At 70.4% G+C, this 21,689-nt stretch carries 24 protein-coding genes; 14 read left to right on the forward strand and 10 right to left on the reverse strand.

What is annotated here, in order from left to right; translation table 11 throughout:
- Positions 1-41: 41 nt before the first annotated feature.
- A complete protein-coding gene (locus tag C882_RS04050; protein ID WP_009539273.1) occupies positions 42-725 on the forward strand; it encodes a Crp/Fnr family transcriptional regulator in 684 nt (227 codons plus the stop codon).
- Between the two features lie 99 nt (positions 726-824).
- Here the strand turns inward: C882_RS04050 and C882_RS04055 are convergent, their stop codons facing one another.
- From C882_RS04055 to C882_RS25375, 3 genes are all read right to left on the reverse strand, one after another.
- Entirely contained in the window at positions 825-1,997 is a 1,173-nt protein-coding gene (locus tag C882_RS04055; RefSeq protein WP_009539274.1) for an acetyl-CoA C-acetyltransferase, read from the reverse strand.
- A gap of 170 nt (positions 1,998-2,167) precedes the next feature.
- The gene (locus C882_RS04060; protein ID WP_009539275.1) at positions 2,168-3,277 is read right to left on the reverse strand and encodes an alpha/beta fold hydrolase; all 1,110 of its coding nucleotides are present in this window, start codon (positions 3,275-3,277) and stop codon (positions 2,168-2,170) included.
- Between the two features lie 67 nt (positions 3,278-3,344).
- Positions 3,345-3,812 carry a hypothetical protein gene (locus C882_RS25375; RefSeq protein WP_009539276.1) on the reverse strand — a complete coding sequence of 156 codons (468 nt, stop codon included), beginning with the start codon at positions 3,810-3,812 and terminating at the stop codon, positions 3,345-3,347.
- Between the two features lie 134 nt (positions 3,813-3,946).
- Here C882_RS25375 and phaR point away from each other — a divergent pair, with 134 nt between their 5' ends.
- The 3 genes from phaR to C882_RS04075 all read left to right on the forward strand — a co-directional run bounded on the left by phaR (position 3,947) and on the right by C882_RS04075 (position 5,963).
- Complete coding sequence (gene phaR, locus C882_RS23850) at positions 3,947-4,687, forward strand: polyhydroxyalkanoate synthesis repressor PhaR (protein ID WP_009539277.1); 741 nt, start codon at positions 3,947-3,949, stop codon at positions 4,685-4,687.
- Positions 4,688-4,922: 235 nt separating this feature from the next.
- Entirely contained in the window at positions 4,923-5,306 is a 384-nt protein-coding gene (locus C882_RS04070) for a hypothetical protein (RefSeq protein ID WP_009539278.1), read from the forward strand.
- A 264-nt stretch (positions 5,307-5,570) separates the two neighbouring features.
- The gene (locus tag C882_RS04075) at positions 5,571-5,963 is read left to right on the forward strand and encodes a helix-turn-helix domain-containing protein (protein ID WP_009539279.1); all 393 of its coding nucleotides are present in this window, start codon (positions 5,571-5,573) and stop codon (positions 5,961-5,963) included.
- Between the two features lie 66 nt (positions 5,964-6,029).
- On the opposite strand, the gene C882_RS04080 is transcribed toward C882_RS04075, so the two are convergent.
- Both C882_RS04080 and folD read right to left on the reverse strand, forming a co-directional pair.
- Positions 6,030-6,356: a YnfA family protein gene (locus C882_RS04080; protein ID WP_009539280.1), complete on the reverse strand. Its 327-nt coding sequence runs from the start codon at positions 6,354-6,356 to the stop codon at positions 6,030-6,032.
- Positions 6,357-6,390: 34 nt separating this feature from the next.
- Positions 6,391-7,293, reverse strand: a complete 903-nt coding sequence (gene folD / locus C882_RS04085; protein WP_009539281.1) for a bifunctional methylenetetrahydrofolate dehydrogenase/methenyltetrahydrofolate cyclohydrolase FolD — start codon at positions 7,291-7,293, stop codon at positions 6,391-6,393.
- 145 nt (positions 7,294-7,438) lie between these two features.
- Here folD and C882_RS04090 point away from each other — a divergent pair, with 145 nt between their 5' ends.
- The 8 genes from C882_RS04090 to C882_RS22920 all read left to right on the forward strand — a co-directional run bounded on the left by C882_RS04090 (position 7,439) and on the right by C882_RS22920 (position 14,426).
- On the forward strand, positions 7,439-8,086 hold the full coding sequence (locus C882_RS04090) for a helix-turn-helix domain-containing protein (RefSeq protein ID WP_009539282.1): 648 nt from the start codon (positions 7,439-7,441) through the stop codon (positions 8,084-8,086).
- A 65-nt stretch (positions 8,087-8,151) separates the two neighbouring features.
- Positions 8,152-8,619 carry a hypothetical protein gene (locus C882_RS04095; protein ID WP_009539283.1) on the forward strand — a complete coding sequence of 156 codons (468 nt, stop codon included), beginning with the start codon at positions 8,152-8,154 and terminating at the stop codon, positions 8,617-8,619.
- Positions 8,619-9,314, forward strand: a complete 696-nt coding sequence (locus C882_RS04100) for a DNA-3-methyladenine glycosylase family protein (RefSeq protein ID WP_009539284.1) — start codon at positions 8,619-8,621, stop codon at positions 9,312-9,314. Before C882_RS04095 ends, C882_RS04100 begins: the two co-directional genes overlap by 1 nt.
- An 86-nt stretch (positions 9,315-9,400) precedes the next feature.
- Positions 9,401-9,946 (forward strand): hypothetical protein, encoded by a 546-nt coding sequence (locus tag C882_RS04105; RefSeq protein ID WP_043643577.1) that lies wholly within the window; start codon positions 9,401-9,403, stop codon positions 9,944-9,946.
- A gap of 64 nt (positions 9,947-10,010) precedes the next feature.
- Entirely contained in the window at positions 10,011-10,832 is an 822-nt protein-coding gene (locus C882_RS04110; RefSeq protein WP_009539286.1) for a rhomboid family intramembrane serine protease, read from the forward strand.
- A gap of 394 nt (positions 10,833-11,226) precedes the next feature.
- On the forward strand, positions 11,227-11,412 hold the full coding sequence (locus C882_RS24530; RefSeq protein ID WP_009539288.1) for a hypothetical protein: 186 nt from the start codon (positions 11,227-11,229) through the stop codon (positions 11,410-11,412).
- A 108-nt stretch (positions 11,413-11,520) separates the two neighbouring features.
- Positions 11,521-11,928: a bactofilin family protein gene (locus C882_RS04115; protein WP_009539289.1), complete on the forward strand. Its 408-nt coding sequence runs from the start codon at positions 11,521-11,523 to the stop codon at positions 11,926-11,928.
- 104 nt (positions 11,929-12,032) lie between these two features.
- A complete protein-coding gene (locus C882_RS22920) occupies positions 12,033-14,426 on the forward strand; it encodes a hybrid sensor histidine kinase/response regulator (RefSeq protein ID WP_009539290.1) in 2,394 nt (797 codons plus the stop codon).
- 94 nt (positions 14,427-14,520) lie between these two features.
- On the opposite strand, the gene C882_RS04125 is transcribed toward C882_RS22920, so the two are convergent.
- A complete protein-coding gene (locus C882_RS04125) occupies positions 14,521-16,083 on the reverse strand; it encodes a gamma-glutamyltransferase family protein (protein ID WP_009539291.1) in 1,563 nt (520 codons plus the stop codon).
- A 69-nt stretch (positions 16,084-16,152) separates the two neighbouring features.
- Between C882_RS04125 and C882_RS04130 the strand changes: the two genes are divergently transcribed.
- Both C882_RS04130 and C882_RS04135 read left to right on the forward strand, forming a co-directional pair.
- Entirely contained in the window at positions 16,153-16,893 is a 741-nt protein-coding gene (locus tag C882_RS04130) for a metallophosphoesterase family protein (RefSeq protein ID WP_009539292.1), read from the forward strand.
- 78 nt (positions 16,894-16,971) lie between these two features.
- The gene (locus C882_RS04135; protein WP_009539293.1) at positions 16,972-17,634 is read left to right on the forward strand and encodes a hypothetical protein; all 663 of its coding nucleotides are present in this window, start codon (positions 16,972-16,974) and stop codon (positions 17,632-17,634) included.
- Between the two features lie 24 nt (positions 17,635-17,658).
- Here C882_RS04135 and C882_RS04140 read toward each other — a convergent pair whose 3' ends face one another.
- The 4 genes from C882_RS04140 to C882_RS04155 form a co-directional block, all read right to left on the reverse strand.
- Entirely contained in the window at positions 17,659-18,372 is a 714-nt protein-coding gene (locus tag C882_RS04140; RefSeq protein ID WP_009539294.1) for a M48 family metallopeptidase, read from the reverse strand.
- Complete coding sequence (locus tag C882_RS04145) at positions 18,357-18,770, reverse strand: YcgN family cysteine cluster protein (RefSeq protein ID WP_009539295.1); 414 nt, start codon at positions 18,768-18,770, stop codon at positions 18,357-18,359. The genes C882_RS04140 and C882_RS04145 overlap by 16 nt, the downstream gene beginning before the upstream one ends.
- A 4-nt stretch (positions 18,771-18,774) precedes the next feature.
- Positions 18,775-20,022 carry a polyhydroxyalkanoate depolymerase gene (locus C882_RS04150; protein WP_009539296.1) on the reverse strand — a complete coding sequence of 416 codons (1,248 nt, stop codon included), beginning with the start codon at positions 20,020-20,022 and terminating at the stop codon, positions 18,775-18,777.
- A 306-nt stretch (positions 20,023-20,328) separates the two neighbouring features.
- The gene (locus tag C882_RS04155) at positions 20,329-21,684 is read right to left on the reverse strand and encodes a cobyrinate a,c-diamide synthase (RefSeq protein WP_009539298.1); all 1,356 of its coding nucleotides are present in this window, start codon (positions 21,682-21,684) and stop codon (positions 20,329-20,331) included.
- Positions 21,685-21,689 lie beyond the last annotated feature (5 nt).

Raw genomic sequence — 21,689 nt, forward strand, 5'->3', positions numbered from 1 at the left:
TCCGCTTTCCCCGAGGCATCCGGCGCGGCACACTGCGCTCCATGACACAGGACACCGAAACGGCGCTGGCCGCCATCCGCACCGCCTTCCCCGAGCTTGCCGCCATCGACGGCGAGGGCCTGCGCGTGTTCCGTGACGCCCTGCGGGTGATGGAGGTGCCGCCGGGCACCGTGCTGTTCTCGGAAGGGTCGGAGTGCCAGGCCTATGTCCTGGTGCTCGACGGGTCGGTGCGGGTGCAGAAGATTTCCGAATCGGGGCGCGAGATCGTCCTCTACCGGGTGGAGCGCGGCCAGACCTGCGTGCTGACGACGGCCTGCCTGATGACGTCGGCCGAGTACGGCGCGGAAGGCGTGGCCGAGACGCCGGTGAAGGCCGCCGTGCTGTCGGCCGCCGCCTTCCAGGCGCTGCTGGACGCCAGCCCGGCCTTCCGCCGCTTCGTCTTCACCGTCTACGCCGGGCGCATCGCCGACCTGCTCATGCTGATCGAGGAAGTGGCCTTCGGGCGGGTCGACATGCGCCTGGCCCAGGCCCTGCGCGCCCACGCCCGCCGCGACGGCCACGCCACCGTGACCACCACGCACCAGGCGCTCGCCACCGAACTGGGCACGGCGCGCGAGGTGGTCAGCCGCCAGCTCAAGGAATTCGAACGGCGCGGCTGGGTCGCCCTGTCGCGCGGCCGCATCGAGATCCGCGACGACGCGGCGCTGAGGGCGCTGGGCACCTGACGGGCGGCCGCGTCACCTTCCGCCCGGCATGAAAAAGCCCCCGGTCCGCAACCCGGGGGCTTTTCCTTTGAGGTCGCCGTTGCCGGCGCCGGGGCGCGCTTAGCGCTCCACGGTCAGGGCGATGCCCATGCCGCCGCCGATGCACAGCGTGGCGAGGCCCTTCTTGGCGTCGCGCTTCTGCATCTCGTGCAGCAGGGTGACGAAGACGCGGGTACCCGAGGCGCCGATGGGGTGGCCCAGCGAGATGGCGCCGCCGTTGACGTTCACCTTGGCGGTATCCCAGCCCATGTCCTTGTTGACCGCCAACGCCTGGGCGGCGAAGGCCTCGTTGGCCTCGATCAGGTCCAGGTCGTCCACCGACCAGCCGGCCAGGTCGAGCGCCTTGCGCGACGACGGGATGGGGCCCGTGCCCATGTAGGCCGGGTCGACGCCCACCGAGGCGAAGGACTTGATGGTCGCCAGCGGCGTCAGGCCGCGCTTGGCGGCTTCCTCGGCGGTCATCAGCACCACGGCGGCCGCACCGTCGTTGATGCCGGACGCGTTGCCGGCGGTCACCGAACCTTCCTTGGAGAACGCCGGACGCAGCTTGCCCAGCGCGTCAATGGTGACGCCGGCCCGCGGGAATTCATCGGTGTCGACCTGCTTCTCTTCCTTCTTCACCTTGACGGTGACGGGGACGATCTCGTCCTTGAAGCGACCGGACTTGATGGCTTCTTCCGCCTTGTTCTGCGAGGCGGTGGCGAACTCGTCCTGCTCCTCGCGGGTGATCTGCCACTTCTGTGCCACGTTCTCGGCGGTGTTGCCCATGTGGTAGCCGTTGAAGGCGCACCACAGGCCGTCCTTGATCATGGTGTCGACCATTTCGGCCGGACCCATCTTGACGCCGTTGCGCATGTGCATGGTGTGCGGCGACAGGCTCATGTTCTCCATGCCGCCGGCGACCACGATGTCGGACAGGCCCGCCTTGATGTTGGCGACGCCGGCCGCGATGGTGCGCAGGCCCGAGCCGCAGACCTGGTTCATCAGGTAGGCCGGGGTGGACTCGTCGATGCCGGCGGCGACGGCGGCCTGACGGGCCGGGTTCTGGCCGAGGCCGGCGGTCAGCACCTGGCCCATGATGACCTCGGACACCTCCTTGGCGTCGACCTGGGCGCGGTTCATCGCCTCCTTGATGGCGATCTCGCCCAGCTTGGCGGCGGGCGTGTTGGCGAACTGGCCGGCGAAGCTGCCGATGGCGGTACGGCAGGCACTGACGACGACGATATCGGTCATGACGATTTCTCCCTGAGTCCAACCCTTGCCGGTTGCCGCGCGCCCTCGGTCGTCCCGGCCGCTGCCTCCGGCCTACCCGGAAAGGCGGCGGCATGATACCGGCACGAACCGGCGCGGGCAAACGCTCTTTCGCGCTGCAACATGAGCATCACATGCGCCCCCACGGCGCGTCACGCCGCGAATCGACGCGCCGAACGGCCCATCCAGCGCGCCAGCGGGCCATAGACCAGCGTTCCGGCGCGCCGCCCGGTCATCATGCCGACGTGGCCCAGCGGCACCTTCATGCCCTGCGCCTTCGGGCAGGCCGCCAGCAGCGCCTCGGCGGATTCGGGCGGCACGATGCGGTCCCGCGACGGCACGACAACCAGAGTCTGGGCCGCAATGCGTCCCGGGTCCACCACCGAATCACCGACCGTCCAGGCGCCGCGGCCGGGACCGTTGTCGGCGTACCAGCCGAACAGGGTCTCGCGCGCCAGCGGCCCGGCCAGGGCCACCCCGTCGTTGAGCCAGTCCTCCAGCGCCACGAAGTCGCGGGCCTTGGCGCTGCGCGGACGCATGCGGTCGAAGGCGCGGAACTTGCGCGGGATGCCGCCGGGGTCCAGCGTGGCGAACAGGCTTTGCAGCAGGTCGACGGGCAGCACGCCATGGACGTCCACCACGTTGCCCATGGCATCGCCCAGGGCGGCCATGACGCGCTGCTGGCGGCGGCTGCCGGCGTGGAAGTCCCAGGGTGCGGCCAGCGTCACCAGGGCGCCCACGGCGTCGGGCCGCGCCTGGGCCAGCGGCAGCGACAGGGTGCCGCCCATGCAGTAGCCGACGACGATGATCTTCTCCGCCCCCGTCTCCGCCCGCACGGCGTCCACCAGCGGCGACAGGCGGTCGTGAACGTACTCCGTGCAGCCGAAGTCGCGCTCGTCGTCTCCCGGCGCGTCCCAGTCCACCAGGAACGGCCGGAAGCCGCGCGCCGCCAGATAGCGCATGAAGCTGCGCCGCTCCGTCAGGTCCAGCACATAGCCGCGGTTGACCAGCGACGGCACCACCAGCACAGCAGCGCCGCGCCCCTCGCCGCGCGGCGAGGGCTCGGCCGTGCCGCGGTAGTCGCGCAGGCCCGTGGTGCCGCGCCGCCAGATGACCGGCGGATCGGCGACGGTGCGGTGATAGGGGTGGGCGCGATAGCGCTGGATGCCGCGCAGGAAGGCTTCGAACCGCCTGCGCGCCTCGGCGTCCACGGCCCCCAGGAACGCCAGCCGCGCGTCGGCACTGTCCAGGGCACGCGCCATCTGTGCGGCGCCCGCCCCGTGCTCGGCGGCGACCGATTCGAGCGTCCGGCGCAGGGCTTCACCCGGGTCAGGGCCCGGAGCCGGCCGGGTCCGACTGCCGGAGCCGGGCGTCGAGGTCGGCCACCCGCCGCTCAAGCGCATCAATCCGGCGTAGGAGGTCAGGAACGTCCACCCCTGGGTCGCCAGATGCAGCGCCAGCGGCCGCGGCCCCTGGCGGCGCGCCGTCGGGTCCGCCATCGGGTCCGGGCGGGCGTCCGCTTCCGGCCCGGGCGCTGCGGGGGGAAGACGCGGGGCCGTGACGGTCGGCATGGCTGCTCTCTCCACCGGCGGGGGCGTCGCGATCAAGGTCGGATGGGGCGTCGGCACCGTCATCGGCGGCGGTCTGCGCGAAGGCCGCCGCGCCCTGGGTCATCAGGGCGAAGGTGCGGGACAGGGCTTCCACCACGGCGGGATCGTTGGCCATGGCGGCCATCTGGTCCTGCCACAGGTCGAGGTAGCGGCGCGCCAGCGCCTCGAGATCGGGAGCATCCGACATGGTCGCTCAAGTCTAGCAGAAAACCCCGGAAGCCTACCATGGAACCGGCTGAGAAATGCGATATCTCTTTGGAAAAGTATGGTAACTTGGGGACCATCGGTACCGATCCCAAGACTCCGGGGAAACGCTTACACATGGCCGAGACCAGCAAAGCGCACGCCGCGCCCATCACGATCAAGAAGTACGCCAACCGCCGTCTCTACAACACCGCGACGTCCAGCTACGTGACGCTGGAACACCTGTGCCAGATGGTGAAGGACAACGAGGACTTCGTGGTCTACGACGCCAAGACCGGCGAGGACATCACCCGGTCCGTCCTGACCCAGATCATCGTGGAGGAAGAGGGCAAGGGCCAGAACCTGCTGCCCATCAGCTTCCTGCGCCAGCTCATTTCGCTCTACGGCGACAGCCTGGCCGACGTGGTGCCGCGCTACCTGGAAATGTCCATGACCTCGTTCTACCGCAACGAGGAACAGATGCGCGACATGATGCAGAAAGCCGTGCAGGGCATGTTTCCTCTCAACCAGATCGAGGAAATGAACAAACAGAACATGGCGATCTTCGAAAGCGCCATGAAGATGTTCAGCCCCTTCAACTACAAGGAAGGCGAGGCGCCCGGCATGGCCGCCGGCCAGCCGCAGGGCGGCACGCCCCCCGGCAACGGCGCGCCCAAGGGTGGCCAGGGCGCCGAAAAGACCGGCGACCCGGTCCGTCGCGGCCAGGAAAACATCGAGGAACTGCGCGCCCGCCTGAACACCATGCAGCACCAGATCGACGAGTTGCTGGGCCGCGGCCCGGGCGCCGGCGGCAAGGGTGCGGCCTCGGGCACCGGCACGAACACCAGCACCGGCACCGGCGGCAAGAAGACCGGCTGACCGCCGGGCGCCGCCGAGGCCGCGTTCTCTCCTCCGCTGTTCGGATGACGCCGACGGGTCCTGCCCGCCGGCCCATTCTCATGCGTTGGAGGCAGGCGCCGGTTGCAGGGCCCGTCCCTTCGCGCCGGCGCCTGCCCCGCCCGAGAGGGTGTCTGCCACTCGCCCGGCCCGGTGCGCCCGTGCTTCACTGACTGTGGGGGATTGACGACGCAGCCGAGCGCGAGGGCCGCCCTTCATGATCCTGCCGCCGCCGCACCGCGCCGCCTTCGGCGCCGGCCCCCGCCCCGGCGAGACCCGCGGCGGCGCCCATGCCGCGCGCGACGACGCCGCCGAGCGTCTGGCCGCCCGCGACGCGGTGACGGAGGTGCTGCGGCTTACCCTGCTGGACGACGCCGCGCGCCAGGACCGCCGCGACGACCTGGCCTTCCGCGCCAGAGCCCGGCGCGCCGGCTTCCTGACCCAGGCGGTGGCGGAAATCACGCCGCCCGAGCCCGCCCCGGCCGACACCCCGCACCCCGGCGCCGCCGACGGCGCCCGCCGCTACCGTGCGGCCGCAAAGGCCACGGCTGTCGACGGGCGGCGGCACCGCTCGGGTCCGCCGACCGACCTGTCCGCATGACCAGGGACACTATCCTGACGTCATAGGCCGAACCTATTACTTAAGCTATAAAATGCGTCCTTTTCCCCAGGTTTTCCGCGGCTTTCGTGATCTTTGGCTCGACTTGAGAAAGATAGGCCTGAGACCTAATAGAGTCTTGCCTGTCCTCCTTCGAAAGGAGTATCCCCAGGGTTGAATATCGTCCCCGATGGGGGACGCAATCGTGGAGAGGCGCGGCCACAAGCGCCCCCGCGGACGCCGAGGGTTAAAAGGGGTAACCGCCTTATGAACAACATGTCCATGCCCCGCGCGGGCAAGCCCATCAACCGCGCGACCGACATCGATCGATTCGTCGGCCAGCGCATTCGCGAACGCCGCATCATGATGGGCCTGTCCCAGCAGCAGATGGCCGACATGATCGGCGTCACCTACCAGCAGGCCCACAAGTACGAGCGCGGCATCAACCGCATCTCGGCCGGCCGCCTGTTCGAGATCGCCCAGGTGCTGAACGTGCCGGTCAGCTTCTTCTTCGACGGCCTGGAGGGCGACGCCGGCGACGACATGGGCCAGCGCCAGCGCATGTGCCTGGAACTGGCGCGCAACTTCAGCCAGATCAGCAACGAGCGCCACCAGGAAGCCCTGAGCCAGCTCGCCCGCGCCCTGGCCAGCCAGTCCTGAGGGGCGCGCATCGACCGAAGGACCGGGCGGCAAGGCGCAATCCGTCTGCGCGGCGCCGCCGGTCCGTCACGCCCCGCGGGGGCCGAACAGGATGATGCCCGCCCCCGCCAGGCAGGCGGCGGCGCCGACGAGGTCCCAGCGATCCGGCACGGCGCCCTCCACCGCCCACAGCCATACCAGCGACGCGACAATGTAGACGCCGCCGTAGGCCGCGTAGGCGCGTCCGGCCATGGAGGCCTCTGCGAAGGTGAGCAGCCAGGCGAACAGCGCCAGGCTCGCCAGTCCGGGCAGAACCCACAGCGGCGACTTGTCGAGCCGGAGCCACGCCCAGAAGGCGAAGCAGCCGGCGATTTCCGCCACCGCCGCGGCGGGATAGACGATCAGCGTCTGCACGGGCCGCCCCTCGCCTGTCTGGCCGGCCGCCGGTTCAGGCGTCCAGCTCTTCCGGCACCGGCACGCCCGCCTGCAGGCAGGTGGCGCGCACCGTGTTGTAGAGCAGCATGGCGATGGTCATGGGGCCGACGCCGCCCGGCACCGGCGTGATGCCGCCGGCCACGGTGCTGGCCGTCGCGAACTCCACGTCGCCCACCAGCTTCGTCTTGCCCTCGCCGGCGTCCATGCGGTTGATGCCCACGTCGATGACCGTGGCGCCCGGCTTGATCCAGTCGCCCTTGATGAAGTTCGGCCGCCCCACGGCGGCGACCAGGATGTCGGCCTGCCGGCATTCGGCGGCCAGGTCGGCGGTGCGCGAGTGGGCCACCGTCACCGTGCAGCTTTCGTTCAGCAGCAGCCCCGCCATGGGCTTGCCGACGATGTTGGACCGGCCGACCACCAGCGCCTTCTTGCCCGACAGGCCGTCGGCGCCCAGATGATGACGGATCAGGTGCAGGCAGCCCAGCGGCGTGCAGGGCACGGTGCCCGCCCCGCCCGTCCACAGGCGCCCGGCATTGATGACGTGGAAGCCGTCCACGTCCTTGTCCGGGTGGATGGCGGCGATGACCGCCGCCTCGTCGATCTGTTTCGGCAGGGGCAGCTGCACCAGAATGCCGTTGACCCGCGGGTCCTCGTTCAGCTGCGCCACCAGCTTCAGCAGATCGCCCTCGGTGGTCTCGGCGGACAGGCGGTGCTCGAAGCCCTGCATGCCGGCCTCGAGCGTCGCCTTGTTCTTGTTGCGCACGTAAACCTGGCTGGCCGGGTCCTCGCCCACCAGCACCACCGCGAGGCCGGGCGTCAGGGCGTGGCGGTCCTTGAGCGCCGTCACGGCCTGGGCCACGCGGCCGCGCACCGTCTGGGCGTAAGCCTTGCCGTCGATCAGGGTCGCCTCGGTCATGGATGGGGGTCTCCGGCGTAATGATGAAGTTTGCTGCGCCCTCCATACTCCGGCGCGCACCGCCCCGCAACCCGCTCGGGCTTCTCGGCGGCCCGCGCGCGGCCTATAGTGCCGGAACGCCTTGACGATTCGACCGGACCCGACCGTGAGCCGCCAGCCGACCACCGCCCGCAAGCCCTCCGTTTCCACCGCCGCACCGGCGCGGGCGCAGCGCGACGGCACCAGCCTGGAAACCGCCATCGGCCTGCAGGTGCGCGAACTCCGCAACCGCCTGGGCATGACGGTGGTGGACCTGGCCCGCCAGGCCGACCTGTCGCCGGGCATGCTGTCGAAGATCGAGAACGGCCAGACCTCGCCGTCGCTCTCGACGCTTCAGAACCTGGCCCGCGCGCTCAACACGCCGGTCACCGCCCTGTTCCGCAAGTTCGAGGAACAGCGCGACGCCACCTTCGTCAAGGCCGGCGACGGGCTCGCCATCGACCGCCGGGGCACCAAGGCGGGGCACGATTACGCCCTGCTCGGCCATTCCATCGGCAAGCAGCTGGCGGTCGAGCCCTACCTGATCACGGTGACCGAGATGAAGGAGGTCAACCCCACGTTCCAGCACGCGGGGTTCGAGTTCCTGTACCTGCTGGAGGGGGCGGTGGACTACCGCCACGGCCAGAAGGTCTATGAGATGGAGCCCGGCGACAGCCTGTTCTTCGACGCCGAGGCCCCCCACGGGCCGGAGGCCCTGCGCCGCCTGCCCATCCGCATGCTGTCCATCATGGTCCACCAGCACGACACCGAATGACGCCGGCGCATCAGGCGCCCGCGCCCCGGCGTTGATGGATCGGACCCCGAACGAAAGCCGCCGCCATGCCGCTCCGTCACATGGTTTCCGTTTCCGCATCCGCCGCCCTGCTGCTTCTGGCCGGCTGCGCCTGGCAGCAGGAGGGGACCGGCGTGGTCACCAGCGACGCCGGCGCCCCGGCGGGACGCGCCACGCTGTTCATGGAGGAGAAGGCCGGCTGGCCGACTCCGCTGGCCACCGTCACCCTGCCCGACGGCGAGACCTTCACCGGCAAGGTCATCCCCGAGCGCACCGAGCCGACCACCGGATTCGCCGTCGGCACGGGCTGGGGCACGCATTCGCGCGTGGGCGTGGGCTCCACCGTCATCCTGTCGGGGCCGGAACGCACCAGCCGCGCCTCGGCCCTGCTTCTGAGCGAGGCCGGCAAGAGCATGACCTGCGACATCCGCACTGTCACGCCGGGCGCGCTGCGCAGCGGCGGCTTCGCCCGGTGCGATATTTCCGACGGCCGCTCCGTGGCCCTGGAGTTCTGATGGACGCCGCCAGCGATCGCCCAGCCGCCGCCTCGCCGCTGCACGACGCCGACCGCCTCGCCGACCTTCTGGCGACGGTGGCCGAGGACTGTCCGCGCGTCGCCCGGGCGCTGGCAGAGGTGGGGCCGCCGGCGCCGCGGGTGCGGCCGGCGGGCTTCGGCAGCCTTCTGCGCATCATCATCGACCAGCAGGTGTCCACCGCCGCCGGCGCAGCCATCTGGGACAAGACCGTGGCGGCCTTCGACGGGGCCGGGCCGACGCCCGAGGCCGTGGTTGCGGCCTCGGAGGAAACCTTGACGGCCTGCGGTCTGTCGCGCCCCAAGCGCCGCTACGTCCGCGCCCTGGCGGAACGCATCGTGGACGGCCGGCTCGATGTGGACGCCCTGGCCGACGCCCCCGACGACGCCGTGCGGGCGGCGCTGTCGCCCGTACCGGGAATCGGGCCGTGGAGCATCGACATCTACCTGCTGTTCTGCCTGGGCCGCACCGACGTCTGGCCGGCCGGCGACCTGGCGCTTCAGGCCGCCTGCCACGCCCTGCACGACCTGCCCGCCCGCCCCGACGCCAAGGCCATGACCCCGCTCGCCGAAGCCTGGCGCCCCTGGCGCGGGGCGGTTGCGCTGCTTCTGTGGCGCTGGTACGGCCGCATGCTCAAGCCCGGCGGCGGCGGCGTGCCCATGGCGGGTGGCGGGTAAAATGGCCGCTTGAGCCTCGCCAACGTTGCGGTGCACATAACTGCCTCTTATTATCTTCCTGGATCCATGGAAATCCTGGGGGGATTATGCGCCGTTTACTTGCCGCCGCTGCCGTTCTGCTCCTGGTCGGGTGCGTGTCCGACGGAAAGCAGGACTTCGGCGAACCCGTTAGTCGGACGATCACGGAGGCTGAAAGCCTTATCCAGTTCCCTTCGACTCCCGACATCGGCCTCCGGTCGATCCGGTCCGAGCAGTATCCGTCGAACTACTACGTCGAGAAATACGCCTTCGACGGCGGCTGGGCCGAGCTGGTCCGCATACAAAAGGTCAACTATTACATGCGGCGGCCGGCAGCAAGCGACCTCACGGGCCATGCGAAGGGCTGGCGGTACCGCGGACGTCCTGTGCCGGCGGCCAGCCTGACCCCTCAACAGTTCGGCAGCATCGTGTATGCGGTCGCTGCCATTCGCGACGAGACATGCGTTTTGTTCCGCCAAGGCGTCGGGCCGCAGTACGGCGGGTTCAAAGCCATCCTCAACGGCATGTACTGCGAAGACAGTGACGGCCTGAACCGCGAAGCCTTCCGCGACCGCACGCTCGATTACCTGCGCCGCATCAAGTGGCGCAACTGACCGCACGGGGCGGGTTCGGCCGCCTGCCCTTGCGCACGGCCAAACCCGCCCCCACTCTACGGTCATGCTGTTTCTGCCCATCGCCGACGACAACCCGACGCGCCGCACGCCCTTCGTCACCTGGACGATCATGGGCCTGTGCGTCGTGGTGTTCCTGTGGCAGCAAAGCCTGGCGCCGGTGGAGCAGCGCGCCGCCCTCTACAGCTTCGGCGTCGTCCCGACCGTGCTGTTCGGCAACAAGACCCTGCCGCCGGAACTGGCGGTGATTCCCGGCTGGCTGACGGTCGTGACCAGCATGTTCATGCACGGCGGTTGGCTGCACCTGGGCGGCAACCTGCTCTACCTGTGGATCTTCGGCAACAACGTCGAGGACAGCATGGGCCACGGACGGTTCATCGCCTTCTACCTCGTGTGCGGCACCGCCGCCGCCCTGGCCCAGAGCCTGCCGGCGCCGTTTTCCGAGATTCCCATGGTCGGCGCGTCCGGCGCCATCGCCGGCGTGCTGGGCGCGTACCTGATCCTGCATCCGCGCGCCAACGTCCGCGTGTTCCTGTGGATCATCATCCTGATCCGCATCATCAACGTGCCGGCCTTCATCGTGCTGGGCGGCTGGTTCCTCATGCAGTTCATCTCGGGCGCCAACGCTCCGGTGGACGCGGGCGGCGTCGCCTTCCTGGCGCACATGGGCGGCTTCGTCGCCGGTGCGGCGCTGATCCCGGTCTTCCGCTCCCGCGGCGTGCCGTTGTGGAGCGGCGCCCGCAGCCGCGCCTTCACGGTCACCCGCCCGCGCGAGCTGCGCGGGGCGGGCAGCGTGCCCAACGTCGACCTGCCGCCCCGCCACCGCGAACCGCCGCCACCGCCGCGCCGGCGCGGCCCCTGGGGGTGAAACAGCGGTGCGTCGGACCCGAACCATCATCAGAAGCAAGGGTGTCGACCGTCTGCGGAGTCGCAGCCGCCGCCATGCGGCATGGCCCGCCTCGCGGGAGAAGCCGGCCGACTACACCTTTTTTGCAGCGCATGTGTTGCCCGTTCGACACACCTGCCGTTGTTCTTGAATCACAGGCTCTTGCCCTGTGGCCTTGAGACGGTGTCTTATCCGCGGCCCGGTGCCCGGTGACGATCATCACCGGCCGGGCGTTCCTGTCCATGGTAGGGCTTGGCCTCTGCGCTATCATCGGGACGAACACCCGCGACGAGGCGGTGCCCGTCGACAGATCGACAACCATGCACTCCGACGGTCGGGCGACGTTCCCGCCGCCGACGCTTGAGGATTTGCGACGATGCAATACGGGGATCTCAGGAACCTCATACAGCGCACCATGGACGACGCCCGCCGGACCGGGCGCGACGCCGTGGGCGCCCACCGGGCCGCCGTGCGCGCCGTCATGGCCGTGCGTCCGGACCTGTCGCCGCTGGAAGCCCTGGACGCCGTGCGCGGCCAGGCTGAAGGCGCCCGCCCGGCCTGAGCGCCGGGCGGGCCGCCGCCCGGCGACCGCCCGCCTCCTCCGCAATGCCCCGGACCATCCCGCCTCGCCCTTCGGTTTCGTCCGCGACCTGGACCACGGATACTGCCCATGACCGCCGACCACTCCCTCTTCGCCGCCGATCTCGTCGTCACCGGAACGGTGACCGGCCGGGGACGGCTTGACGTCGACGGGCGCGTGGAAGGCGACGTCAGCGTGAAATTCCTGAGCGTCAACCGCGACGGCACCCTGACCGGCAACGCCCGCGCCGACGATGCCTTGCTGTCGGGCAGCCTGGTCGGCACCATTCGCGCCAACAAGGTCACGGTCGCGCGCTCCGGACGCCTGTCGGGCCTGGTGGAGTACGAGGTCCTGGGCATCGAGCCCGGCGGCCTCTTCGAGGCCGAATGCCGCCCCACCACCGCCCCGGCCCTGGAAACCGGCCGCCGCGCAGCCACCGCCGGAGCGGAGCCGGCCGCGCCCGGTCGCGCCCGACGACTGGCGCCCGGCCCGGCCTGAGGCCTTTCCGGCTCCCGACCCGTCACCTCCCCCTGCCCCCGGCGCATCATAAGGTGTACACTCCTCGCCTTAAGGACCCGCCGAGCAGGGAGCCCGAGCCGACCGTGACAGCCTCCGCCTCCGTTCCCACCGCCGCAGCCCAGGACCTTGCGGCGGATCACGCGGACGTTCTCCGCGCCATCGACGCCCTGCGGGTGGGCTTGGCGACCTTCGACGCCGAGGAGCGCCTGACCTGGTGCAACCGCCAGTTCCGCTACACCTACATGTCCCTGCAGCTGGCCGACGACCTGATCGGCATGACGCTTGAGGACATCCTGCGGCTGGAGCTGGAAAACGGCGAGATCGCCGGCGAGTTGGCCGCCCGCCAGCCCGACCGGTGGCTGGCGGAAATGCTCGCCTTCCACCGCAAGAGCAGCTACGAGCCGCTGGAACAGCGCCTGGCCGACGGCCGCTGGATACAGGTCAAGATCCGCCGCACCGACGACGGCGGCACCATCGGGCAGTGGAGCGACATCACCGAGTCCAAGCTGGTGCAGCTGCGGCTGGAGGACAGCGTCAACAACACCGCCGACGGCTTCGCCTTCTGGGGCCAGACCGAGCGGCTGGTCATGTTCAACGACCGCTTCGCCAAGCTGATGACCGGCCTGGACGGCCCGCCGGGCGAGGGCATGCCCCTGCGCCACATGCTTCAGCAACTGGCGGATTCCGGCAAGCTGGTGCTGGAGGAGACCGGCGCCGAATGGGTGGACGGCTTCCTGCGCGACCGCCGCAAGCCGGAAAGCGAGCGGGTGCTGGATTACGTTTCGGGCCGCAGCTATCTGGTCAAGGAACGACGCACCCGCGACGGCGGCGTCGTCACCGTGCTGACCGACATCACCGACCTGAAGGAAAAGGAGCGCCAGCTCATTTTCCGCGGCCAGACCCTGGAAGCCACCATCTCGGAACTTGAGATGGTGCAGGCGACGCTGGAGGAGCAGGGCGCCGAACTGGCCGGCACCGCAGAACGCCTGGCCGAGATGCAGGCCCAGAGCCGCGCCATCATCGAGGCCGTGCCCGACCTGCTGCTGACGGTGGACGCCGACGGGGCGCTGCGGGAAATTCTCTCGCCCGACCACGAGGACCTGCCCTTCCTGGCCGACCACGCGCCGGGCAAGCGCCTGCACGCCCTGATGCCCGAGCAGACCGCCGACCAGATCCTGGCCGGCGTGCGGGCGGCCGTGGCCTCGGGCCTGCCGCAGCGGGTGCAGTACGCCGCCGCGGCCGACGACGGCACGCCCCGCTGGTTCGACGCCCGAATCGCCGCCAAGGCCTTCGACGAGGCCCTGGTGTGCGTCCGCAACATCACCGAAATGCGCCGCATCCAGGACAGCCTGGAAGAGGCGACCGCGCTGGCGGAAAAGGCCAACGCCGACAAGACGCGCTTCCTGGCCGCCGCCAGCCACGACCTGCGCCAGCCCATCCAGGCGCTGAACCTGTTCATTCATGCGCTGACGGGCCGGGAGCACGACGCCGGCTCCACCGAGATCATCAACAAGATCGAGCGCTCCGCCACCGCCCTGGGCGACCTTCTCAACGGCCTCCTGAACATCTCCAAGCTGGAGGCCGGCATGGTGGAGCCGGTGGAGACCGTCTTCCCGCTGGGCCGGCTGTTCGACCGGCTGATGCTGGAGTACGGGCCCATCGCCCAGTCCAAAGGGCTGACGCTGCGCACCGTACGCACGGGACTGACCGTGTGCACCGACCTGACGCTGCTGGAGCGCATCGTCGGCAACTTCCTGACCAACGCCATCCGCTACAGCCAGAAGGGCCGCGTGCTGTTCGGCGCCCGCCGCGTCGGCAACGCCGTGCGGATAGAGGTCTGGGACACCGGCATCGGCATCGAGGACGCCAACATTCCGCTGATCTTCCAGGAGTTCCATCAGGTCGAGAACGCCGCCCGCAACCGGCGCGAAGGCCTGGGCCTGGGGCTGGCTATCGTCGACCGCCTGGCGACCCTGCTGGAGCATCCGGTCACGGTCCGCTCGCAGCCGGGCAAGGGCTCGGTGTTCGCGGTCACCGTCCCCCTGGCCGAGCCCGTGGAAGACGACCCGGCCGCCGACGAGGACCTGGAGGACGTGGACCTGCAAGGCGTGGTGATCCTCGCCATCGACGACGAGCCCGACATCCTGGAGGGCATCGAGGCCAGCCTGACCCAGCAAGGCTACCGCGTGCTGACGGGCTGCAACGTGCGCGAGGCGGTCGCCGCCTGCCTGGCGGCCAACGCGGTGCCCGACGTGATCCTCTCCGACTACCGGCTGGAAGAGGGGATGACGGGTATCGACGCCATCCACCGCGTGCGCGACAGCCTGGGCGGGCCCATTCCCGGCATCCTGCTGACCGGCGACACGGCGCCGGAAATCCTCCGCCGCACCCAGGCCAGCGGCTTCCCGCTGCTGCACAAGCCCCTGCCCGTCAACGACCTGCGGGCGGCCATCATCAACGTGCTGAGCGGCGGGTGAGGGGCGGAAAACATTGGCGTTTCCGCGCCATCACATCGACAACACGTCGGGACTTTATTGATAAATCGTCGACGTTGTGCCGACGGGTCCTGCGTCACCCCTGCGCCACCGCGCCCTCGGCGCGCGGGTCGGCGGCGCCTTCGGCCCGGCCGTCGGGATGGCGGACGACGGCGCCGGCTTGGCCCGTCAGGGCGTTCGGCGCAGCGATCATGCGCACTGCATGACCCGCGGCGCGCAGCGCCTCCACCACGCGGGGGTCGGCGCCGTTTTCCAGCTTCACGTCGTCGGCGTCTTCCGGCCCGTCCTTGCCCAGGCGGAAGCGCGGGGCCGCCATCGCCGCGTCCAGGGGCTGGCGGTAGGTCAGGTGGCGGGCCAGGATTTGCGCGACCGCCTGCGGCTGGGCGTCGCCGCCCGCCGCACCGGCCATCATGCGCCGGCCGTCCTTGAGCACCGCCATCACCGGACTGAGCGTGTGCGGCGGCAGGCGGCCGGTTGCAAGGGCGCGCGGGCTGTCGGCATCCAGGGCGAAGGCCGCCGCCCGGTTGTGCAGGATGACGCCCGTCTGCGGCGACACCACCCCGCTGCCGAACTCGGCGTACAGGCTTTGCAGGGTGCAGGCCATGCGCCCTGCATCATCGACGGCGGCCAGGAAGACCGTGTCGCCCGGTGCCGCCTCCACCGGCCAGCCGAGCGCCAGGTTGGGCACGATGTCCGACGCCCGCATGGCAAGGTCGGTCGCGCCCAGGAACGACGCCGCGTCGGCGCTCATGGCGCGGGGATCGGCCAGCACCGCCTCGCGCACCAGCACCGCCTGCTTGGCCGCCTCGATCAGGCCGTGCCAGTGATCGAACCCGTCGGGCTCCGGCGCCTGGAGGCGGTCGAACAGCCCCAGCATCATCAGCGCCGTCAGTCCCTGGGTCGGCGGCGGCGGCGCGTAGACCGACCCGATGCGCGAGCGCAGCGCCAGCGGGCCGACCATGCGTGCTGCATGGGAGGACAGGTCGGCACCGGTGAGCGGGCAGTCCGCCACCGCCAGATCCGACGCCAGGGCGCGTGCCGTCTCGCCGCTGTAGAAGTCCGCCAGCCCCGCGTCGGCGAGCTGCTCCAGCGTTGCGGCGAGCGCCGGCTGCCGCAGGGTGTCGCCGGTGCGCTCAACCGTCTGGGCGAAACCGGGCCAGGACGCAGCGTCCGCCCCCAGCCGGTCGAGCGCCTCCGCCAAGTGGGGCGAGACCGCGACGCCGTCGCGCGCCAGGTCGACGGCCTCGGCAAACAGGCGCGACAGGGGCAGCCGGCCGCTGCCCTCGTGCCGCAGGGCCTGCGCCCAGCCGGCCACCGCCCCCGGCGCGGTCAGCGCAGCGCGGGGTCCGCGCGCCGGCACCTCGGTCAGCCCCTCGGCGCGGAGGATTTCCGCCACCGCGCCCGCCTGTTCGCCGGCGCGGCCGATGCTTTCCACCACAGCCGGGGCCGCGTCGTCGGGATCGGCAAGCAGCCACACGCCGTCGCCGCCCAGCCCCGTCATGTGCGGCCACAAAGCGGCGCAGACGGCAGAGGCGGCGACCAGCGCCTCCACCGCCGTGCCACCCTCGCGCAGGATCGCGGCGCCCGCCTCGGACGCACGGGCGTGGGGGGCGACGACGAGGCCGGGGCTGACGGTCATGGCGGCGGCTCCTAGGCTGTTCATACAACAGGAAAACGCGCAGCTTAAGCAAAGGCGCGCGCGCATGCCATGGTCGGCGCCCGCAGCCTGTGCGATATTTCCGGTACGATGACCACGCTGCTGTTCTGCGGCGACCCCCACGGCGTCTTCGGCCCCATGGTCGAGGCGGCGCTGGGCGCCGCGCCCGACGGGATCGTCTTCCTGGGCGATCTCTGCCCCGACCGCCCGCTGGAGCGGGAGCTGGCCCCTTTGCTGGAGGCGGGCGTTCCCGTGGCGTGGATTCCCGGCAACCACGACGCCGACAGCGAGGGCTGGCTGGACGGCTTGGCCCGCGCCGACGGCCTGATCACCCCCGGCGACATCCACGGCCGGGTGGTGGAGATCGCGGGGGTGCGCGTGGCGGGGCTGGGCAAGGTGTTCCGCGGCCGCATCTGGCACCCGGAGGTGAACGGCGGCCGACCGCGCTTTCGCTCGCGGGCCGAGATGACCGCCGCCCTGCCCCATCACCAGCGCTGGCGCAAGGGCGTGCCGCTGCGCCACCACGGCACCCTGTTTCACGAGGACGTGGAGGCCCTGCGGGGCCTGCGGGCCGACGTTCTGGTTACGCACGAGGCACCGTCGACCCATCCCAACGGCTTCGCCTTCCTGGACGGCGTGGCGACGGATCTGGGCGTGCGGGCGGTGTTCCACGGCCATCACCACGTCCACTACGCGGCCGGATTGCCCGGCGGCATGCGGGTTCACGGCGTCGGAATCCGCGGTATTACGGCCTTGGATGGCGGCATCGTCCTTCAGGGCGGCTTCGCGTGACGCCGGCACCGGCAGCCTCGGCGCCACCGCCTCCGTTGGTCCGGTGAGAAACCGGAGAACCGCAACAGGAGGCCGTCCATGATCAAGCCCGCCGCCACTGCCGCCGCGCTCGCCCTGACCGCCGCCGCCGCGCAGGCGCCGGCGCTTGCGCAGGAAACCCAGCAGCAGCAGGACCAGCAGCAGCGCCAGGACTACCTCGGCACCCTTCAGGCCATGAACGGCAGCAGCCTGAGCGGCATGGTCGCCTTCAAGACGACGGATGAGGGCCGGCTGATCGCGTCGCTGGGCGCCTCGGACATGTCGCCCGGCATGCACATGGCGCACATCCACGGCTTCACCGGCGAACCCCCCAAGGATGCCACCTGCCCCACCGACGACGCCGACGCCAACGACGACGGCCTGATCGACCTGATCGAAACCGAGGCCGTTGCCGGCACGACGCTGGTGCCGCTGACGGCCGACCCGGCGTCGCTGACCATCAAGGGGGCCAAGGGGTACCCGCGCGCCGACCAGGACGGCAGCGTGCTGTATCTGGAAACCGCCGACATCCAGGCCCTGGAACAGGCGCTCCGGAAGGCCCACGGCACGCCGCTGGCGCTGGAAAAGCGCGTGGTTTTCGTCCACGGCCTGCCCGACGGCGTGGACGTCCCCGACAGCGCCCGGTCCCTGCCCGAGGTCCCGGCCAGGCTGACCCTGCCCATCGCCTGCGCCGAGATCGAGGTCAAGCCGATCGAGGACTGACCGGGGCGGCCGCCCCGTGCGGCCTCAGCCGTAGCGGTGCAGGGTGGTGCCGTGCTGCTTCAGCCAGTGGCGCGGGGCGGCGTTGTCGGGCATCAGATCGGTGACCAGGTTCCAGAAGCGGTCGCTGTGGTTGAGTTCGACCATGTGGGCGACCTCGTGGACCACCACGTACTCCAGCACCCGCTCGGGTGCCAGCACCAGCCGCCACGAGAACGACAGCGCCCCCGACGAGGAACAACTGCCCCAGCGCGAGCGCGTGTCGCGCACCGTCACCCGCGCCACGCGCTTGCCGAGCGCCCGCGCGTGGGCATGGGCGCGGGGGGCGATCTCCTCCTTCGCGCGCTTCAGAAGAAAATCGCGCACGCGGCGCGGCACATGCTCGGCCCGGCCCGAGGCCCAGAGCGTGCCGTCCTCGGCCCACACCCCCCGGCGCGCGGCGGGGTCGTGGGCGATGACGTGCGGCGCACCCAGCAGCGGCACCGCATGGCCCGGCTCGAACGGCACGCGCGGCGGCATGTCGGCCAGGCGGGCGCGGATCCAGTCGGTCTTGTCGTGGACGAAGCGCAGGGCGTCGCGCGTGGTCAGCCCCGGCGGCATGACCACCAGCAGCCCGTCGGTCATGGCGTTGACGCGCAGCGACAGGCGGCGCGAATTGGCCGCCGTCTTGATGGTGACCGGCAGCGTCCGGCCGTCAATGACGACGGTCGGCGTGCCCTGCGCCTTCAGAGATCGGGCCATTCGACGATGTGATGCTGCAGGGGGCCGGCGCGGGTTTCGCTGATGACGCGGCCGCGCACCGACACGCCGGCCTCGTGCACCGTCTCGGGATCGCCCGAGACCAGCGGATGCCACCAGGGCAGCGGCTCCCCCTCGGCCACCAGGCGATAGGCGCAGGTGCCGGGCAGCCAGTTCAGGCCGCGCACGTCCTCTGGCGTCAGCTGGACGCAGTCGGGCACGTAGCGGAACCGGGTTGCGTACCTGGAGCACCGGCACGTCCCCACGTCGAGCAGACGGCACGCCACGTTGGTGTGCTCCACCGGGCCGAGCGTGCCGTCCTCGTCATCCTCTTCCTGCAGCTTGTGCAGGCAGCACTTTCCGCATCCGTCGCAGAGCGATTCCCACTCTGCGACGGTCATGTCCTCAAGCCGCTTCGTTTCCCAGAAGGGCCTTGTCGTGCTCGCGGATGAAGGTGCGGACATGGGGCAGGATTTCCTCGCGCCACCGGCGTCCGTTGAAGATGCCGTAGTGGCCGACCTTGGGCTGAAGATGATAGCGCTGTTTGCTTTCCGGCAGGTTGACCAGCAGGTCGTGGACCGCCTTGGTCTGGCCGACGCCGGTGATGTCGTCCTTCTCGCCCTCGACGGACATGAAGGCGATATCGCGCACCGCCGCAAGATCGACCTTTCGGCCGTCGATTTCAAGCTCTCCGCGCGGCAGCTGCCACTCCTTGAACACCTTGCGGATGGTCTGGAGGTAGAACTCCGCCGGAAGATCCATCACCGACATGTACTCGTCGTAGAACTTGCGGTGGCCTTCGGCCGAATCGCCGTCGCCGCGGATCAGGTGGCGGAAGTAGCGCAGGTGCGCATCCACGTGGCGGTCCATGTTCATGGACATGAAGCCCGACAGCTGCAGAAAGCCGGGATAGACCTTGCGCATGCGGCCCTCGTAATGGACCGGCACGGTGTGGATGACGTGGTTGTGGAACCAGTCCATGTCCTTCTCGGTGGCGAACTCGTTCACCGCCGTCGGGTTGGCGCGCGTGTCGATCGGACCGCCCATCAGCGTCACCGAGGCCGGCCGGCACGGGTCGTCGTCCTCGGCCATCAGCGCCGCGGCGGCGGTGACCGGCACCGCCGGCTGGCACACCGCCATCACATGGGTGTTGGGGCCCAGGTGGCGCAGGAAGGCGCGAACGTAGTCCACATAGGTGTCCAGGCAGAACTTGCCCGCCGACAGGGGCACGTCGCGCGCGTTGACCCAGTCGGTAATGTAGACGTCGTGCTCGGGCAGCAGTGCCTCCACCGTGCCGCGCAGCAGGGTGGCGTAGTGGCCCGACAGCGGCGCGACCACCATCACGCGCGGATGGTCGGTGTCCACGCCCATGCGCTTGAAGTGCTTGAGGTGGCAGAACGGCAGTTCCAGCGCGTTCTCCTCCACCACCGGCACGGCCATGTTCTCCACCTCGGTGGTCGGCAGGTCGAACTGCGGCTTGGGATACTTGCGCGTCGCCCGTTCGAAGACGTCGGCGGTGGCCACCAGCGTCTTGGCCACGCGCGTGTAGCTCACGGGCAGCCAGGGGTTGCTGTAGACCTGGTGGACGGCGTGCGCCATCGCCCGCATGGGAGCCATGGCGGCGTGTTGGAACTCGTGCAACTGGTACAACATGCTGGCTATGCCTCTCCGATCCCCGTTTCCTTGATCTGGCTTCGTGGCGGCCGGGTTATTTTTGTGGCCGAATTCCCTCGACGGATAACATCAATGCACAAGGCGTCACGTTTTCGCAATATCCAGAATGCCACGAAGGTCCTGACGGTTGCGGGAAAGTTGCGACGCTCGTCGGCACCGAATGCACTAACGTTTTGATTTTCAGTCTTTCGTGCGACTTCTTCCGACTGTCGACGAACAGTCGATTGGTGCATTGCAGCATGGTCAAAAATCAGGGTGCGTGGCCTTTCCGCAACAGCCCGGGCTTCAGGCCGGGCCTGTTGCGGACGCGATCAGATGCACGAAAGAGCCCATGACGGACCCCCGGCGAAGGCCCTGGGAGCCCTGTTCGGCACCCAGCGCGTCGCGGGTTTCGAACAGCGGCGCGGCGTGCTCCGTGTCCTCGGACAGGACCGTGGCGTAGTGGAATTCGTGTCCCTGGAAGGACGCGCCGGACAACCCCAGCGGCCCGTCGTCGCGGAGCGTTGCGACGCGGTATCCCAGGTGCAGCCGGCGCTTGGCGAAGCTGGTCTCCAGCGGCAGCACCCCGGCCATGCGGTGACGGACGCCGGCGGCATCGGTGAGCGTCTCGCCCAGCACCATGTAGCCGCCGCATTCCCCGAAGATCGTTGCACCGCGCGCCGCCGCCTTCTCCAGCCCCTTCAGGAAGCGCTGGTTGGCCGCCAGCCGGCCGGCGTGCAGTTCCGGGTATCCGCCGGGCAGGTAGATGGCGTCGACCATGCCGTCGGGGGCCTCGTCGGCCAGGGGCGAGAAGGGCGTCACCGTCACCCCGCGCGCATACCAGTCGTCCAGCAGGGCCGGATAGGCGAAGGCGAACGCCGCATCCCGCGCCACCCCGATCCGCGCCCCCAGCGGCGGCATCACATGGCCCGGCGCGGTCGCCTCGGCGGTCGGCGGCGTCAGGGCGGCGGGACGGGCGAGCGCCGCCAGCGCGTCCAGGTCCAGGTGCGCCTCCACCGCGTCGGCGGCGGTGTCCAGGAAAGCGCGCAGGTCGGGATGCTCCAGCGCCTGGACGAGCCCCAGGTGCCGGCTTGGCAGACCCAGGTCCTTGAGCCTGGGCAGGCATCCCAGCACGGGAATGTGCGGCAGGCTCTCGGCCATGGCCTTGCACAGGATGTCGGCATGGCGGCCGGGCCCGACCTTGGTGAAGACCACCGCCGCCACGCTCACGTCCGGCCGGTGGGTGGCGAAGCCGCGCACCACCGCTGCCGCGCTGGCCGCCTGGCCGGAGGCGTCCACCACCAGCACCACCGGCAGCCCGCTCAGTGCCGCCAGCGAAGCGGTGGAGCCGTCGCCGCCCGCGCCGTCGGCCGGCGCGCCGTCGAAGAGGCCCATGACGCCTTCCACCACCAGCAGCCGGCCGCGCCGGGCCTGACGGCCAAGCTGCGTGGCGATGCGCGCGGGGGCCATGGCCCAGGTGTCCAGGTTCAGGCAGGGCGCACCGGACGCGGCGGCATGGAAGGCGGGGTCGATGTAGTCCGGCCCCACCTTGGCCGACACCGGCGCAGTCCCCCGCCGCGCCAGCGCGCGCAGCAGGCCGAGGGTCAGCGTGGTCTTGCCGCCGCCGCTGGAGGGCGCGGCGATGATGAGGCCGGGAATCACGACGC

The organism is Caenispirillum salinarum AK4 (genome assembly GCF_000315795.1).
Taxonomy (GTDB): domain Bacteria; phylum Pseudomonadota; class Alphaproteobacteria; order Rhodospirillales; family Rhodospirillaceae; genus Caenispirillum; species Caenispirillum salinarum.

What these genes read in the sequence shown, in the direction of transcription:
- C882_RS04050 (WP_009539273.1), top strand. Translation starts at nt 42, where the DNA reads ATGACACAGGACACCGAAACGGCGCTGGCCGCCATCCGCACCGCCTTC.
- C882_RS04055 (WP_009539274.1), bottom strand. Translation starts at nt 1,997, where the DNA reads ATGACCGATATCGTCGTCGTCAGTGCCTGCCGTACCGCCATCGGCAGC.
- C882_RS04060 (WP_009539275.1), bottom strand. Translation starts at nt 3,277, where the DNA reads ATGGCGCGTGCCCTGGACAGTGCCGACGCGCGGCTGGCGTTCCTGGGG.
- C882_RS25375 (WP_009539276.1), bottom strand. Translation starts at nt 3,812, where the DNA reads ATGTCGGATGCTCCCGATCTCGAGGCGCTGGCGCGCCGCTACCTCGAC.
- phaR (WP_009539277.1), top strand. Translation starts at nt 3,947, where the DNA reads ATGGCCGAGACCAGCAAAGCGCACGCCGCGCCCATCACGATCAAGAAG.
- C882_RS04070 (WP_009539278.1), top strand. Translation starts at nt 4,923, where the DNA reads ATGATCCTGCCGCCGCCGCACCGCGCCGCCTTCGGCGCCGGCCCCCGC.
- C882_RS04075 (WP_009539279.1), top strand. Translation starts at nt 5,571, where the DNA reads ATGAACAACATGTCCATGCCCCGCGCGGGCAAGCCCATCAACCGCGCG.
- folD (WP_009539281.1), bottom strand. Translation starts at nt 7,293, where the DNA reads ATGACCGAGGCGACCCTGATCGACGGCAAGGCTTACGCCCAGACGGTG.
- C882_RS04095 (WP_009539283.1), top strand. Translation starts at nt 8,152, where the DNA reads ATGCCGCTCCGTCACATGGTTTCCGTTTCCGCATCCGCCGCCCTGCTG.
- C882_RS04100 (WP_009539284.1), top strand. Translation starts at nt 8,619, where the DNA reads ATGGACGCCGCCAGCGATCGCCCAGCCGCCGCCTCGCCGCTGCACGAC.
- C882_RS04105 (WP_043643577.1), top strand. Translation starts at nt 9,401, where the DNA reads ATGCGCCGTTTACTTGCCGCCGCTGCCGTTCTGCTCCTGGTCGGGTGC.
- C882_RS04110 (WP_009539286.1), top strand. Translation starts at nt 10,011, where the DNA reads ATGCTGTTTCTGCCCATCGCCGACGACAACCCGACGCGCCGCACGCCC.
- C882_RS24530 (WP_009539288.1), top strand. Translation starts at nt 11,227, where the DNA reads ATGCAATACGGGGATCTCAGGAACCTCATACAGCGCACCATGGACGAC.
- C882_RS04115 (WP_009539289.1), top strand. Translation starts at nt 11,521, where the DNA reads ATGACCGCCGACCACTCCCTCTTCGCCGCCGATCTCGTCGTCACCGGA.
- C882_RS04125 (WP_009539291.1), bottom strand. Translation starts at nt 16,083, where the DNA reads ATGACCGTCAGCCCCGGCCTCGTCGTCGCCCCCCACGCCCGTGCGTCC.
- C882_RS04130 (WP_009539292.1), top strand. Translation starts at nt 16,153, where the DNA reads ATGGTCGGCGCCCGCAGCCTGTGCGATATTTCCGGTACGATGACCACG.
- C882_RS04135 (WP_009539293.1), top strand. Translation starts at nt 16,972, where the DNA reads ATGATCAAGCCCGCCGCCACTGCCGCCGCGCTCGCCCTGACCGCCGCC.
- C882_RS04140 (WP_009539294.1), bottom strand. Translation starts at nt 18,372, where the DNA reads ATGGCCCGATCTCTGAAGGCGCAGGGCACGCCGACCGTCGTCATTGAC.
- C882_RS04145 (WP_009539295.1), bottom strand. Translation starts at nt 18,770, where the DNA reads ATGACCGTCGCAGAGTGGGAATCGCTCTGCGACGGATGCGGAAAGTGC.
- C882_RS04150 (WP_009539296.1), bottom strand. Translation starts at nt 20,022, where the DNA reads ATGTTGTACCAGTTGCACGAGTTCCAACACGCCGCCATGGCTCCCATG.